Source organism: Bacillus sp. AFS029637 (genome assembly GCF_002584985.1).
Lineage (GTDB): Bacteria > Bacillota > Bacilli > Bacillales > Bacillaceae_G > Bacillus_A.
Window position 1 is genome coordinate 265491 of the sequence record NZ_NUPZ01000040.1, and the last position, 14969, is coordinate 280459.

At 35.7% G+C, this 14969-nt stretch carries 18 protein-coding genes; 4 read left to right on the forward strand and 14 right to left on the reverse strand.

Annotated features, from left to right (window positions below; translation table 11 throughout):
- Nucleotides 1-79: 79 nt before the first annotated feature.
- Nucleotides 80-1309, forward strand: a complete 1230-nt coding sequence (gene ylbJ / locus COE49_RS22195) for a sporulation integral membrane protein YlbJ (protein ID WP_098946104.1) — start codon at nucleotides 80-82, stop codon at nucleotides 1307-1309.
- Here the strand turns inward: ylbJ and coaD are convergent.
- Together coaD and rsmD are read right to left on the reverse strand one after the other, a co-directional pair.
- On the reverse strand, nucleotides 1301-1792 hold the full coding sequence (coaD, locus tag COE49_RS22200) for a pantetheine-phosphate adenylyltransferase (protein ID WP_000200601.1): 492 nt from the start codon (nucleotides 1790-1792) through the stop codon (nucleotides 1301-1303). The genes ylbJ and coaD overlap by 9 nt on opposite strands.
- Complete coding sequence (rsmD, locus tag COE49_RS22205) at nucleotides 1789-2355, reverse strand: 16S rRNA (guanine(966)-N(2))-methyltransferase RsmD (RefSeq protein ID WP_088230193.1); 567 nt, start codon at nucleotides 2353-2355, stop codon at nucleotides 1789-1791. Before rsmD ends, coaD begins: the two co-directional genes overlap by 4 nt.
- Nucleotides 2356-2881: 526 nt before the next feature.
- On the opposite strand from rsmD, the gene COE49_RS22210 reads away from it, so the two are divergent.
- Nucleotides 2882-3271: a DUF7147 family protein gene (locus COE49_RS22210; protein WP_088230194.1), complete on the forward strand. Its 390-nt coding sequence runs from the start codon at nucleotides 2882-2884 to the stop codon at nucleotides 3269-3271.
- A gap of 55 nt (nucleotides 3272-3326) precedes the next feature.
- Here COE49_RS22210 and COE49_RS22215 read toward each other — a convergent pair whose 3' ends face one another.
- The 6 genes from COE49_RS22215 to COE49_RS22240 all read right to left on the reverse strand — a co-directional run bounded on the left by COE49_RS22215 (nucleotide 3327) and on the right by COE49_RS22240 (nucleotide 6863).
- The gene (locus COE49_RS22215; protein ID WP_002093356.1) at nucleotides 3327-3593 is read right to left on the reverse strand and encodes a YlbG family protein; all 267 of its coding nucleotides are present in this window, start codon (nucleotides 3591-3593) and stop codon (nucleotides 3327-3329) included.
- A gap of 127 nt (nucleotides 3594-3720) precedes the next feature.
- Nucleotides 3721-4173, reverse strand: coding sequence for a YlbF/YmcA family competence regulator (locus COE49_RS22220; protein ID WP_088230195.1), 453 nt, complete (start codon nucleotides 4171-4173; stop codon nucleotides 3721-3723).
- A 114-nt stretch (nucleotides 4174-4287) separates the two neighbouring features.
- Nucleotides 4288-4860, reverse strand: a complete 573-nt coding sequence (locus COE49_RS22225; RefSeq protein WP_088230196.1) for a histidine phosphatase family protein — start codon at nucleotides 4858-4860, stop codon at nucleotides 4288-4290.
- Between the two features lie 76 nt (nucleotides 4861-4936).
- Nucleotides 4937-5182 carry a YlbE-like family protein gene (locus COE49_RS22230; RefSeq protein WP_088230197.1) on the reverse strand — a complete coding sequence of 82 codons (246 nt, stop codon included), beginning with the start codon at nucleotides 5180-5182 and terminating at the stop codon, nucleotides 4937-4939.
- Nucleotides 5183-5193: 11 nt separating this feature from the next.
- Nucleotides 5194-5631 (reverse strand): YlbD family protein, encoded by a 438-nt coding sequence (ylbD, locus tag COE49_RS22235; RefSeq protein WP_088230198.1) that lies wholly within the window; start codon nucleotides 5629-5631, stop codon nucleotides 5194-5196.
- 197 nt (nucleotides 5632-5828) lie between these two features.
- Nucleotides 5829-6863, reverse strand: a complete 1035-nt coding sequence (locus COE49_RS22240; RefSeq protein ID WP_088230199.1) for a CAP domain-containing protein — start codon at nucleotides 6861-6863, stop codon at nucleotides 5829-5831.
- A gap of 205 nt (nucleotides 6864-7068) precedes the next feature.
- Here COE49_RS22240 and COE49_RS22245 point away from each other — a divergent pair, with 205 nt between their 5' ends.
- Nucleotides 7069-7434 carry a YugN family protein gene (locus COE49_RS22245; RefSeq protein ID WP_088230200.1) on the forward strand — a complete coding sequence of 122 codons (366 nt, stop codon included), beginning with the start codon at nucleotides 7069-7071 and terminating at the stop codon, nucleotides 7432-7434.
- A 125-nt stretch (nucleotides 7435-7559) separates the two neighbouring features.
- Here the strand turns inward: COE49_RS22245 and ctaG are convergent, their stop codons facing one another.
- From ctaG to ctaB, 6 genes are all read right to left on the reverse strand, one after another.
- A complete protein-coding gene (gene ctaG / locus COE49_RS22250) occupies nucleotides 7560-8465 on the reverse strand; it encodes a cytochrome c oxidase assembly factor CtaG (protein WP_088230201.1) in 906 nt (301 codons plus the stop codon).
- A 91-nt stretch (nucleotides 8466-8556) separates the two neighbouring features.
- The gene (ctaF, locus tag COE49_RS22255; protein ID WP_000985700.1) at nucleotides 8557-8889 is read right to left on the reverse strand and encodes a cytochrome c oxidase subunit IVB; all 333 of its coding nucleotides are present in this window, start codon (nucleotides 8887-8889) and stop codon (nucleotides 8557-8559) included.
- A gap of 3 nt (nucleotides 8890-8892) precedes the next feature.
- Nucleotides 8893-9516, reverse strand: coding sequence for a cytochrome c oxidase subunit III (gene ctaE, locus COE49_RS22260; RefSeq protein WP_000557861.1), 624 nt, complete (start codon nucleotides 9514-9516; stop codon nucleotides 8893-8895).
- Nucleotides 9516-11351 (reverse strand): cytochrome c oxidase subunit I, encoded by a 1836-nt coding sequence (gene ctaD, locus COE49_RS22265; protein ID WP_170933755.1) that lies wholly within the window; start codon nucleotides 11349-11351, stop codon nucleotides 9516-9518. The genes ctaE and ctaD overlap by 1 nt, the downstream gene beginning before the upstream one ends.
- Nucleotides 11352-11411: 60 nt before the next feature.
- A complete protein-coding gene (gene coxB / locus COE49_RS22270; RefSeq protein ID WP_088230203.1) occupies nucleotides 11412-12461 on the reverse strand; it encodes a cytochrome c oxidase subunit II in 1050 nt (349 codons plus the stop codon).
- Between the two features lie 93 nt (nucleotides 12462-12554).
- Complete coding sequence (gene ctaB, locus COE49_RS22275; RefSeq protein WP_088230204.1) at nucleotides 12555-13478, reverse strand: protoheme IX farnesyltransferase; 924 nt, start codon at nucleotides 13476-13478, stop codon at nucleotides 12555-12557.
- A gap of 497 nt (nucleotides 13479-13975) precedes the next feature.
- Here ctaB and ctaA point away from each other — a divergent pair, with 497 nt between their 5' ends.
- Complete coding sequence (ctaA, locus tag COE49_RS22280; RefSeq protein ID WP_088230205.1) at nucleotides 13976-14911, forward strand: heme A synthase; 936 nt, start codon at nucleotides 13976-13978, stop codon at nucleotides 14909-14911.
- Nucleotides 14912-14969 lie beyond the last annotated feature (58 nt).

Genomic DNA, 14969 nt, shown 5'->3' on the forward strand with positions numbered 1-14969 from the left:
CATACTTATGGTCTAAATTCACCACGTATCCACGTATACTGAAATGAACGTTTTTTGGGACAAAGGGGGATTTACTTACATGTATGAAAAATGGAAAACGGCTTTCCTTACCATATCAACACTGTTTTTAACCTTTTCTCTTGTACTCCACCCCCAAGCTGCTTTGCAAGCTTCCATTCGAGGGTTAAATATATGGTGGGAAGTTGTATTCCCTTCTCTATTACCGTTTTTCATCATTGCGGAACTTCTAATTAGTATTGGTGTTGTAAAATTTATCGGTGTTATATTAGAACCACTCATGCGACCACTGTTTCGCGTTCCAGGGATAGGCGGATTTGTGTGGGCAATGGGAATGGCTTCAGGATTCCCTGCTGGCGCCAAATTAAGCGCTAGACTGCGCAAAAGCGATCAATTAACACAAATCGAAGCAGAGCGCCTCGTATCTTTTACAAACTCTTCTAATCCACTTTTTATTTTCGGAGCTGTTTCTATCGGTTTTTTCAATAATCCGAAATTAGGAATCGTATTAGCTACCTCGCATTATTTAAGTAACTTTGCCGTCGGATTATTGATGCGTTTTTACGGTAATAACACCACTAAAACAAATGATAAACAGTCTGCTAAAAAACGTCCTTTTCAAAACCCTTTTTCAATTCTTCACCAGACACGCATGCAAGAAAAAAGACCAATAGGAAAATTACTTGGGGACGCTATCGTTTCTTCTATTCAAACATTACTTATGATCGGTGGATTTATTATTTTATTCTCTGTTTTAAATAAAATGATTACTGTATTTCATATTACAACAGCCCTTTCTTTTATTATGCAACATATTTTATCATTCTTCCAACTAACTACCGAATTTAGTATTCCGATATTATCTGGCATTTTTGAAATGACACTTGGAAGCCAAATGATTAGTCAAATCAACGAGACACCACTTCTGCAACAAGCTATGGTAACAAGCTTTATTTTAGCATTTAGCGGCCTTTCTATTCAGGCACAAGTTGCTAGCATATTAGCTGAAACAGACATCCGATTTAAGCCATATTTTTTCGCACGCATTATCCAAAGTATTCTCGCTCCCATTTTTACTTTTATATTTTGGAAACCGTTTTACGAAAAAGTAAATTCTTTCTCACCTACGCAAAAAGATATTCCCGTATTTTTATCGAATCATTCTTCTATACTGCATGAAATTTGGACATCTTTTGTACAATACGGACCGATATTCACATTATTTTGTTTATATGTATATGTTATCTTGTTATTTTTTCGTAACAATAAAGAAAAACCCCGTTCACTTTAACGGGGTTTGAAACTTTTCTTTTAAAGCGCGCTCTACAATAGGGGGTACAAGATCTACTACACTTCCTCCATATCTCGCAACTTCTTTCACAATACTTGAGCTTAAAAATGAATATTGGTTGTTCGTCATAATAAAGAACGTTTCAATGTTTTCATCTAATTTTCGATTCATAGAAGTGATTTGCATCTCGTATTCAAAATCAGATACCGCTCGTAAACCACGTAATATCGCGTTTGCATTACGCATTTTTGCATACTCTACCAATAGTCCACTATGCGAATCTACTTTTACATTCGGAATATCCTTTGTTGCTTCTCGAATTAATTCTAAACGCTCTTCGACTGAAAAGAACGGTTTTTTTGATGAATTGTTTAAAACAACTACATATACCTCATCAAATACTTTTGCTCCCCTTTTAATAATATCCAGATGCCCAAGGGTAATTGGATCAAAACTTCCTGAAGAAATAGCTATACTTGTCACTCTGTCCCCTCACCTTCATACTTATAAATCGATATCGCTGTAATGCCATAATTCTCAGCCCGCACTTTGGCAAGCCCCCCTATAGAATCAGGTAAAACTACATCATTACCATGCTCTGCCATAATTAATCCATCGCTATGTAGCAATCCATGTTGATCCATGACACTAATTAAAGATACAATTTTTTGCTCTTTGTATGGTGGATCAATTAATATAAGATCGAATGATATTTCACGTTTTATAAGCGCCTTTACCGCACGTTCCGCATCATTCCGATATACTTCAGCTCGTTCCTGTATTCTACAACTTTCTAAATTTTGATGGATTACTTTTATTGCTTTACTATCTCGATCAACAAAAATCGCTTTATCAATCCCTCTACTTATAGCCTCAATCCCAAGGCCACCACTACCACCAAATAAATCAAGGGCAATGCCACCATCAAAATACGGACCTATCATATTAAAAATAGACTCTTTTACTTTATCTGTCGTTGGACGTGTTGTATTACCAGGCACCGCTTTAAGTGGATGTCCTTTACATTTACCTGAAACTACTCTCATCTGTTGTCACTACCTTTATTTCAATCTATCGAGCAATTATAGAAAACCCTTCTCAATTCAGTAACCGCTATCAAACCATACTATTCCATAAAGGTTTTCATGCACCTTTTAACTAACAATAGGAATATTCGGCTTAAAATAACCGCTCGCATTTTTTATGTATTCATCTCACCATTCGCTAATACGAATCCATTATGTATATTAGTTTCACTTTATCTTTTTTATCCTATCATAAAATAAAAAAAAGAAAAATAAAAAGCCCAACATAAAATTTATTTTCGTTATGTATATCTTCATTTAGATTGGACATAAATAATTATAACAACATCACCTTCGATGTTGTTGCCAACCGCGGAGAAGACTTACGTTTCCCCATAAGTTCTTCCTCCGGTTTCTCCTCTCCCTTTGCCTTCTTACTAGTACATACTAGTATAAGAAGGGCCCTGCTTTGCAGGGTTTTTTTTTATTTGTCTACTTTTCATTTAAAAAGTGAGATGGTACAGTAAAAGAAAGAGGAGGAAAAAATATGATTCAACGCTTTATAGAACTCGGAGAAGGCTACTCTGATTTATATGAATTACTTGAAATTGCCAAAGCAAATCAAGAACGTATAACCCATATGTTACAATTCGAAACGATAAAAAATGAAAAAAAAGTTTGTTCACTTGTTGTAATATTAAAACCAACCACTACTGGTGATTTCCAACCATTATACATATGTCGTGAAGGCATTCCTATGCTTGAAAATAAAAAAAGTAAACGTGTCGTTTTATTCGAAGAAACGGCAGAACAACTAGGAAAAAAAGTGACTACATTTACTGTAAAACCATCCACAACTTTCCCAGAAAAAGAACTATTTTTCAATCATCTAATTGGCATTTTACGAATGAACAATTTCATTCCTCCAATGAAATAATACTTTATTTCAAGTAAAAAAATCCCCCGCTAAACGTAGCAGGGGATTTTTTGCATTAACTATAATCGTATTCTTTTGCCCGATCTGGACGAGAATTTTCAAATTCTGTTTTTAAAAACGGGCGGTACGACTGTTCTATCTTTTTCACAAAAGGAAGTTTGTTCAACTTATGCATCATATGCTCAATTTGTTCCATATCACAATATACAACTGCATATTTTAAACGCTTTGATATGTAATGTATGTTACCATATTTCCTCAAAATCTTGGCATGTTTCAATGAATGTAAATAAACAATCATACTTTGTCGTTGCCCGAACATAATATTCTCCATCTTCTCCTTTTAAAAACTTATATTTTTATATTTTATGAAACCCAATCAGAAATTTATGACATTATAGAACAAACTCTGTATACGTTTTCTTCCATATTCTAAAAAACGGGGTAACTCACCCCGTTTTTTTGCATCCACAACCGCCACCGGTACCGCAACCGCCGCCACAGCCACCAGCATCAAAAAATGGATTTCCCGTTGGAACTTTAACGGAAGAAGACACCTCAGAGCCGATTGCTACACTAACTTCATCTAATAATTTTTGTAAAGCAGTTTCCACTCGTTTAAAGGCTGCAATCTTATCATGTAAGTCTACAGAACGCTTTAATTCCCTCATTTTCGTTGAAATGAAAGTATAGTCAGGATGGTATTTGCCAAAACGCTGCACTTCCTCATATCGTTCTTTCATCGCTGTAAATTGCTGAATTAACGCCTGAACTTCCATATCTTCATGCAATTCTTTATAACACTTACGATAATCTTCTGCTATATCTGAACAGATGATCGCTTTTGCAAGCTGCTCTGCCTTATCTAATATCAATACGCTTTCCAGCGTCGCTACAATCATGAGAGACACCTCCGAGTATTCATCATACCACATTTATAATAGAACTACTAATTGAAGTGCCTTACTTAAAAGAAAGATATAACTCTAACTGATTTTACACAATCTCAAATATACTTATACATTAATATGTTCCGCAATATTATATTTAAGAACATCCCATTGTCCACTATTTTCTTTCACATAACTAATACATGCATTTTTTAATGGAGTCTTAAACGTAATTTCATCTGGTTCAATTGCATGTAAAATTGCTTTTATCGCATGGGAATGAGCAACAATGATAATACGCTTGCCAGAATGAGTTGCTGCAACATCTTTTAAAGCAGCAAAGCAACGGGTTACAATCTCTTCATCTTGCTCCATACCTTCTACTTTACCTTCTGCAATTAACTCCCTAACAGTCGCAATCGGTTGCCCAGAAGCTTCACCAAAATTTCGTTCAACAAATCGCTCATCTAATAAAATTGATTGTAATCCAGCTGCCTCTGCGATTTCATTAGCTGTTTCTTGCGCTCTAATTAACGGGCTACTAATAATTAAATCCCACGTTTCCGCCTGTAAAGCAGCTGCACTTTGAATCGCTTGCTTCTTCCCAACTTCATTAAGTGGAATATCTTCACGCCCCTGAATAATTTCTCGAAAATTCCAATCAGTTTGTCCATGTCGTACTAAACAAATTTCCGTCATGCTGCAACTCCTTTTTAAATAATCCGCTTCTATTGTAACAAAAGTTCTGCATGACGGACATAGTTTTCCCTTCCAATTATGTCGCATTTTGCTGCTTCATATATTGAAACATATCAATCATAATTGAAGCAACAGCTAATTGATTTTGAAATTTTTCTACTTTATCTGGTATCGTTTTCTTGAAATGCTGCATTGCCGCTAGCTCAAAAGCCTCTTTTTCTTCAGGGTTTCGCGTTAATTTTCTATACCAGTATGGTTGCTCCCTAATATAGCGAGATAAATCCTCATCAGCTTTTATAAACTCCATAAGTTCTGCTCTCATCATCTTTCCCCCTAATCCTTCTGAAAGAAAAATGGATTATTTTCTGAAGTACTTTGTTCTTGCTGCTCACGCTTCCCCTGAAATTGTTGAATAACTTGTTGCACACTACCAATTGCACTTGTCACATTAGCTAAATGATGTTGCATTTGTTCCACATCTAGCTTTTTAAAGAAAGAAAGCATTTGCCCCATCACATCTGCAGTTTTTTCCTCTTCAGTTCGATTATCTTTTTCTTTTTTGTTTTCTTTTACTGAAGAAAATGCAGGCGCTCCATCAGGTCTATAAGTTGCCCATATCGGATCTTCTTCACCAAGTAAGTACCATTCTTCGTAAAACTGTTGCCAAGTTTTTTGACCATTTCTAACTTCATGAACCATTTTAGGGTGATGGTTTACAAACTCTTTAAACTGTTGAACCGATGGATGTAACGGTCCTTTTGTTGTTGGCATAATCCTCACCTCTTCACGTGTATCTACTATATTGTAAGAAAAAAAAGGCGCATGGTTCGCCTATTTTTAGACGATTCATGCACCTTTTTACTCCGTTATTTGTTTGCGGGATGATACCCACCTTACAATCCAGTGAATGCGAAGAAGTTAACCTAGAGAGTAACTATCCATAAAAGCCCACTGCTTGCGGTTTCACTTTATTTTCGGATAAAGTTTTGTGTATAAAATTTGTCATATACCCCAACACCTAATCCAGTAAATTGTTCATTCAATAAATTTTTTCTATGGCCCTCACTATTTAGCCAACCCTGTACCGCCGCAATTCCATCGCTATGTTGCGCCGCTATATTCTCACCAGCAAGTTGAAACCCTACTTTCCCGCGCTGTAAACGATCTCCTAATGTACCTAATGTAGGTGAATCATGTGAAAAATAATTATTGTCTTTCATATCCTTACTGTGACCAATAGCAACATCTGCTGTTTGTTGATCCCACGTTAAAAGCGGCAATTCGTGACGACTTCGAATAATATTTGTTAAATCAAAAATTTGTTGCATATTCCCATTCTCTACTTGTTTCATTTTTTCTGGCGTCAACGGGGGCTCTGCTAGTAATTCACCTGAATACACAAGTTGGTACGGTCTTTGACGTAATAACGTTTCATCATCCATATAACGAACACCAACAAGCTCATGTGTAAAATGATCAAAATATAATTGTGCCCATCCATCTTCTACAGGTATTAACGGTTGTTCCATTACTTCGGTATCAGATAACTCAAATTGATAACTATTTTTCCCTCTTTTTAATGAGATCTCATGTGAGAACGGATTCTTTTTATATACTTCTTCATACTTTTCATTTATATAATAAGGTGTTACCTTAACTTGTTCACCAGCAACATACGCTGTTACAACTTTACGTTCAGAAACTCCAAATTGAACATACTGAGCTAAATCTTGATTATATATCCACCATTCATATCCGTAAGCAGATGGCTCTATTCGGGATGGTTCGCCCCATTTTGCTAATAAATTTTCAGAGTCCCCACCCATCATATTTAAAACCGTATCCGAAGAGTCTTCGTTTACTTGTTTTTTCTTTTTCACAATTTTATTTTCTTGCTTAGATTGAGATGGGGTTAATATATATTGTGAAACGAGTAATTTCCCGTATAAATCAACAGCTAAAATTAAAAATGTAATCATTACGATACGCAATAATTTCTTCAAACGATATACCTCCTGCACAAAACATAAAATTGAGATATACACAAATCCTTTTCTTTCCTTTTTGTGTGTACCGTACTCTTCTCACTATATCATATTTTCGTGAAAAAAGTCTGGATTATCCCTTTTCTCTCAATATGAATTGCACTTTCTTATTATTCATACTATTATAAAAATAATGGTATAACATTAAAAAAGGAGGTATTCTATGCAATTTACAAATACGAAATTTAACGGGGCAGTCGTTGATTTAACACTTTTAACTGAAATTATGGAAAATAACCATTTTGTACTTGCTGGACAGTGGGATTATGAACGAGTTACATACGATTATAAATTCGAGATATTAACGGACGTTTATTATTTGCGAGTGCAAGGTATCGCTATTGAAGGTGACATCGGCAGCAGACACGCTGAAGTAAAACTACTCCCTCCCTTATTAGGAAAGCATTATTATCCTCATGGAGTTGAATATGGTGATGATGAGACTTTCCCAACGAATGTACTCCAAAAAAGCGAACAACTCCTTCAAAATGTTGAAAAAGAATTAAAAGCATTTCAAATTATCGAGTAACCAAAAACGAGTGCATCATACTGATGCACTCGTTTTTTTATCCCTCTATTTACCGGGCAGTAAACGCCCGATTGGTGAAGGCTAATAATCAGTGGGGGATGCCCTCCACTGATTAAAGTTTCAATTTATTTCGTCTGCAAATAAGGTGGTAATTGTTGCAACTGCTCTTTATCCTTTTCTCGTTCTCTACGTGCCCATCTAAAGAATACATAGCCAATAATCGTACCGTACACTATTTCCTGGACAATTTTCATAATGATACCGCCAGTTTGTTGGTCTTGTACTACTGGCATCCAATGCAAAAATTCTGGTCCAGTTATATTTAAATCTGATAAAGTCCCCGCCGGTACACATAGTTCCATCGCTTTCATCCAAGCAGCTGGATCCGTATACGTTGCAAATAACGGGGCAGTCGCAAAAATGATTAATGCACAAGCGGGCGTTAATAATATACCGTTAGCAAACATGTAACCCAGTTTCTTTATATCACTTAACGTTTGATATTCTGGTAATGGATTTAGCATCGGCCACCACATCATCATTGCTGCAAAAAACAAAATAGCAAGGCAAATAGGATGTAAAACTTGACTTTGTTTTACAGTATCAAATACAACTGGCAAATGATAAAAAGAGAATAAGCCATTAAATACAAGCAAAGCAATGAGTGGTTTTGCAAAGACTTTCAACATAATTTGAACAAACTTAAAAGAAGTAATATAACGATATAACCAAACTGGTATACCTAGTAGTAATAAAGGTGGTACTGCAATATACATAATCGCCATTTCAAACATATGTGCACTAAATACAATATGTCCTATTAAATCGATTGGCCCCCCTTTTACAAAATACAAAAGAACAATTCCGATTGTAAAATAGAAAATCTGTTTCTTACTTACTTTAGTCGCATTTTCAAATCGTTCTCTATACGGCCCAATAATTAAAAAGTACCCAATCAAAATAGAAATCATAAACAACATAAATATAGGGCTCCATAAAGCTTGAAAACCGAATATCCATAAGTTATCCATTTTCCACACCTACCTTCTGAAAACTGTTTTCTCCTTTCACTTAACGTGAATAAGGGGACTGTGATAGCACAAGTCCCCTATGTCTTACTGTTTAAATCCATACAATTGTCATAAAAGCTAATATTGTAATTAGCCCTATTAGCAAGCCAGAATAGAGAAAGAAACTTGCTGCTTCATGCCCTTTATGACTCATATGCATAAAGTAGTATAATTGAAAAATCACTTGAACCACTGCTAATAGTAAAATAAACGGGACAGAGAAAATTGGACTAAACGTTTTCGGGTATGCTACCGCTACAAATGCTACTAATGTCAAAAATATCATTAATGCAAATGTAATAACTTGGTGCTTCATTTCCTCCGCACTTTTTCTCTTTCGATAAACAAGATCGACCTTAGGATTATTCGTTTGCTTTATTGCCATTGTTTATCCCACCATTCCCATCAAATATACTACAGTGAAAATAAACACCCAAACTACATCAATAAAGTGCCAATAGATTGATGCAACGTAAAACTTTGGTGCATTGTATAGATTTAAACCTCGCTTCGCATTTCTGAAGATTAATGTTAATATCCAACACAATCCAAACAATACGTGAAGTCCATGTGTACCAACAAGAGCATAAAAAGCTGAACCAAATGCGCTACTTCTCATAGTATGCTTAAATTCATGCGTATAATGATAAAACTCATATATTTCAAATCCCAAAAAGCCTAAGCCAAGTAACACTGTTACAAGTAACCAAAGCTGCATTTTCTTAAAGTTAAAGTTTTTCATGTGATACATCGCATATACACTTGTTAAACTACTCGTTAATAAAAGCATCGTCATAATGAAAACGAGTGGCATTTGGAACATCTCTTGAGATGTTGGTCCACCATTTGTAGAGTTTTTTAGCGCTAAATATGTGCCGAATAAGGAAGCGAACAACACTGTTTCGCCTCCAAGAAATAACCAAAAACCGACAAACTTATTTTTGCCCTCAAGGGTTGCTTTTTCAGGCTCTGCTGGAAATGTTTCATTTGTTAATTTTTCATCTACATGCATTACGCCTTGCCCCCCTTATCCTCTAAATCTTCCTTATGAATATGGTATCCGTGATCATCGATTACTGAACGTAGGAACATTGTGCCAAATGTAATGATTAAACCAATAATTGCTACTAATAACCAAAACTTATCTTTTCCACCTTGCATATACATTGCACCGAATGCCGCTATGAATAAGCCTAGAGAAATGATAAATGGTGAAAATGAAGCATTTGGCATATGAATATCACCAACTGGTTCCGCCGCTGTCATCTCTTTATTACCTTCACGTTTTTCAATCCAAAACGGATCTAACCCACGAACAAACGGTAATTGTTTGAAATTGTATTCTGGTGTAGGTGCTGGCATTGTCCATTCTAATGTACGCGCATCCCATGGATCACGACCAGCTTTCTCTTTTGATACAGTTGTTTTAATTACATTGAATAGAAGAACAATCGTTCCAAGAGCCATAAACACCGCTCCAACAGAACTAATCATATTCCCCATTTCCAAACCTTGACCTTCAAGATATGTGTAGTAACGGCGTGGCATCCCAATCAATCCAAGGAAATGCTGAATAAAGAATGTTAAATGGAAACCGATGAAGAATAACCAAAATGTTATCTTTCCTAACGTTTCATTTAATACTTTATTAAACATCAGTGGCCAATAATAATGGGCCCCCGCAAGTAAACCAAATACAACACCGCCGACGATTACATAATGAAAATGCGCTACTACGAAATAGTTATCATGAAATTGATAATCAGCTGGTGCAGATGCAAGCATAACGCCTGTAACTCCACCCATTACGAATGATGGAATAAAAGCTACTGCCCACATCATCGGTGTCGTAAAGCGAATACTTCCGCCCCACATTGTAAAGAGCCAGTTGAATATTTTAATACCGGTCGGAACTGCAATCGCCATTGTTGCAACTGAGAAAATAGCATTTGCAACTGGCCCAAGACCAACTGTAAACATATGATGCGCCCATACCATAAATCCTAAAAATCCGATTAGTACAGTCGCAAATACCATTGATGAATAACCAAACAATCGTTTTTTCGAAAATGTAGCGAAGATTTCTGAGAATATTCCGAAAGCTGGGAGTATAAGAATGTATACTTCCGGATGACCAAAGATCCAGAATAAATGCTCCCATATAATTGTGTTTCCACCTAATGCCGGATTAAAGAAACTTGTGCCAAATAAACGATCTAACATTAAAAGCCCTAATCCTACCGTTAATGGTGGAAATGCAAATAATATAAGTGATGATGTTACAAATGTTGTCCATGTAAACATCGGCATACGCATATATGTCATTCCTGGCGCACGCATATTAATAATTGTAACAAGGAAGTTAATACCACCAATCAATGTACCAATACCAGATATTTGTAAACCGAGTACATAAAAATCAACACCATGGCCTTTAGAAGCTAAAGCTAAAGATGCATAAGAAGTCCAACCTGCATCCGGTGCTCCACCTAAAAACCAACTTAAATTTAAAAATACTCCACCAAAGAAAAATAACCAAAATCCGAGTGAATTCAAAAACGGGAACGCTACATCGCGCGCACCAATTTGAAGTGGTACGGCTGCGTTCATAAATGCAAACACGAGTGGCATAGCTGCGAGGAAAATCATTGTTGTACCGTGCATCGTTAATACTTGATTATAAGCATCCCCAACAAGAAAAGCATTGTTAGGAATCGCTAATTGAAGGCGAATAAACAAGGCTTCTAATCCGCCTACTATAAAAAACACTCCACCTGCAATTAAATAGAGAATGGCAATCTTTTTATGGTCTACTGTCGTTAAATAATCCCATATGACAGCACCCATCCCCTGTTTTTTTGCTACAGAACTCACGTTTTCAACCTCCCCTTCGCGAATAATCCCTCTTTACTTCTCAACTTTTAACGTCTGTAAATATGCATTTAATGCATCAATTTGATCATCCGTTAAGTTGCCATATTTACCAGTCATTTTATTTCCTGGCTTCATATTTTCAGGATCTTTAAGCCATTTTTTTAAGTTTTCTTCATTGTTTTCGGCAATACCGGCAACCATATCGCGATCAGCAAAATTTGCTAAGTTTGGTGCGATACGAGCGGAAGGTGGTCTACTATCATTAGATCCAACTGCATGACAACCAATACAGCTTTTGTTAAATATTTCTTGGCCCTCTTGTGCCTTTGTTGAAGCTACTTCTTTTTTCCCATCAATCTTCTTCATATCAGCAAGCCATTTTTTGTACTCGCTTTCATCCAAAGCTTTCACTTTAAATTGCATTAAAGAATGTGATGGACCGCAAAATTCTGTACAAAAACCATTATAAGTGCCCGATTTATCTGCCTTTAACCACATTTTGTTTACATTATCTGTATTTGTATCCATTTTTCCAGCTAAAGATGGAACCCAAAATGAATGTTTAATATCGGCACCCTTCAAATTCAAATACACTTTCTTGCCTGTGGGGATAACTAAATCTTGAGAAGTTACTATTTTTTCTGATTTATAAGAAAATTCCCACCAATAAAGATTCGCTGTTACATCAACAACGATAGTATCTTTATCAATATTCTTTTTCTCCATCGCACTTACATCAGCAAGTTTGAATGTATATGTAACCGTCGGAACAGCTAAGATTAATAAAAGTATAATCGGAATAACTGTCCATATAATTTCTAGTTTGTGATTCCCTTCAACTTGCTCTGGAATAAAATCTTCCTGACCTTTCTTTTGTCGGAAACGCACAATTACATATAAGAAAATAATAGTAACTACTAGTACTACTCCTACCATGATCGCACTCGCTAGTAAAAGCAGATCATATTGCATTTTTGCTACTTCTCCTTGCGGAATTAAAGTAGATTGAAAGGCTTTACCGCATCCCCCTAACAGTAAAGCCAGCAGTGAAACGAACGAAAGCAGTCGCCACTGTTTCTTCATACAAACAACCCCCACTTTCCTTGTGAATTAGATTGTACTTTATAGTTAAGTAAAGTAAATCTCAACGTAAAGAAATCCAATTATGTCGTTGTCTTAGAAGAATGTAACTACAATCATTGATACAAATAAGATTGTTAAATAATTTAGGGAATAAACAAACATTTGTACGGACCATTTGATGTCATCTTTCTTACGGAAGCCATAAAACCCTAAAACGATCCATCCGATGTTAAGCAGTGTTGCGATTACCATAAATGTTATCCCAAGTCCACTCATATAAAATGGTAGTGGTAATAAACATACTGTCCAAATCATAATTTGGCGTTTCGTAATTTCAAATCCATGAACTACAGGAAGCATTGGGATTCCTGCATTTCGATATTCATCAACACGTTTCATCGCTAATGCGAGAAAATGTGGGATTTGCCAAATAAACATAATTAAAAATAACATCCAAGCAATTGGATGACCTAAAGATGGATCAACTGCCGCCCATCCAATTAAAGGTGGAACTGCTCCAGATATACTACCTACAACAGTATTTAGTGTATACTTTCTCTTTGTCCATAAAGTATATAAGACAACATATGTGAAAGCACCAATAAACCCCATTAATACTGCCATCGGTGTTGTTAATAATAAAAATACAAATCCCAGAAGTAATATAACTAGTCCAAATGTAAGTGCGAATCCTGGTTTATACTTTCCAGTAACCGTTGGACGGGTTTTCGTTCTTTCCATTAACGGATCGATATCTCGATCAATATAGTTATTTAAACAACATACCCCTGCCATAATTAATCCAGAACCAACGATTGTAAAAAATAACTTATCCAGATTGTCCATTACACTTAATCCATTAAAATGTAGTGCCAACCAAAATCCTGTAAATACAGTAAGTGTATTTGAGTTTACAATCCCCATTTTAACGAGCGCTGATAAATCTTGTAGCCGAGTTGTTTCCGGTACACTTGTTACAGCTGACTCATCATGCAGCTCACTTGTTGCATGGTTCATCACTTTAACCCCCTCTTAAAACTTTCATCTTTCTTTTTGCGCTTATTTCGAATGAAATAATTCGCTTCTATATAGCAATATTATTACAGTAGAAATATTGTTAACCCATTCTACTACTAATCTACGCCCATACTCCAATATATTAAATCATATTTCCCGAACATTTTGTGAAGAAAACATGAACTTTTTGTGTCGAACATAAAAAAATTTATTCTTACTTATCCTTATCATAACATGATGTTACCTTCTATAATAAACTATTTTGTCATATTTAACACGTTTTCTCCCCATTTCTTTTCAAAACAGCCTGTTTTTCACCTAAAAATTTCCTTACGCATCCTCTTTTCACAATCGTTTCCTCTTCCTTGTCCTCCCCCTCCATTTCTTTGCTATTTTATTATTTTTTATATATCATAGGAACTAGCGCGTTTTATTCTATACATAATGGAATGAAAATATTTCGCAATAACTTCATAGCAGAAAGATGGTGAAAGAGATTGCAACGCTTTATTAAATGGTTAGCAGTCATTACGAGCCTTGATTTATTAATAGTTTTATTAGGAGGCGCTTTAGTTACAAAAACAGGTTCTGGTCAAGGTTGCGGTAAATCATGGCCACTTTGTAACGGTGAATTTGTTCCATCTAATTTATCAATGGAAACTATTATTGAACTAAGTCACCGCCTTACATCAGGATCAGCAGGAATTCTTGTCACTCTCCTTTGTATTTTGTCCTGGAAATATTATAAACATGTGCGCGAAACAAAAACGTTAGCAATTTTATCCTTCGTATTTTTAGTTGCACAAGCATTAATGGGAGCCGCAGCAGTTGTTTGGGGACAAGTACCAGCAGTACTTGCTATCCATTTCGGTATTTCCTTAATTTCATTTGCTTCTGTCATTTTGTTAGCGTGTCTTATTTTTGAAATTGATCAGAAATTTGATGCACGTTCACTTATTATGGACAAAAAAATGAAATTTCATATTTATGGTGTAACAATTTACTGTTATATCGTTGTCTACACAGGTGCTTTAGTACGTCACGAACGAGCTACCTTAGCTTGTCCAGACTTCCCTTTATGTAGCAAAAATAGACCTATACCAACTCAACTGCATGAGTGGGTTCAAATGGGACATAGAATTGCAGCAATGTTAATCTTCGTTTGGATACTATACGCGATGATTATTGCTATTCGTCAATACAAACAACAACGCGTAGTATACTGGGGATGGATTATTTCCTTTATCCTTGTAACACTTCAAGCTATTGTTGGGATTTTAGTTGTATTTACAAATGCTAGTTTAACAATGGCATTATTACATTCCCTATTCATTTCTTGCTTGTTTGCTGTATTATGCTATTTAGTTATGCTGGGTACAAGAAGTAAGGTCAATGCAAAAGAAGCCGAATCAACTTCTAAACAAACAAAATAAATTTAAATACCTTGCCCATTCGGCAAGGTATTTTTTTGTAATAAAAAAGAGCTGCTTT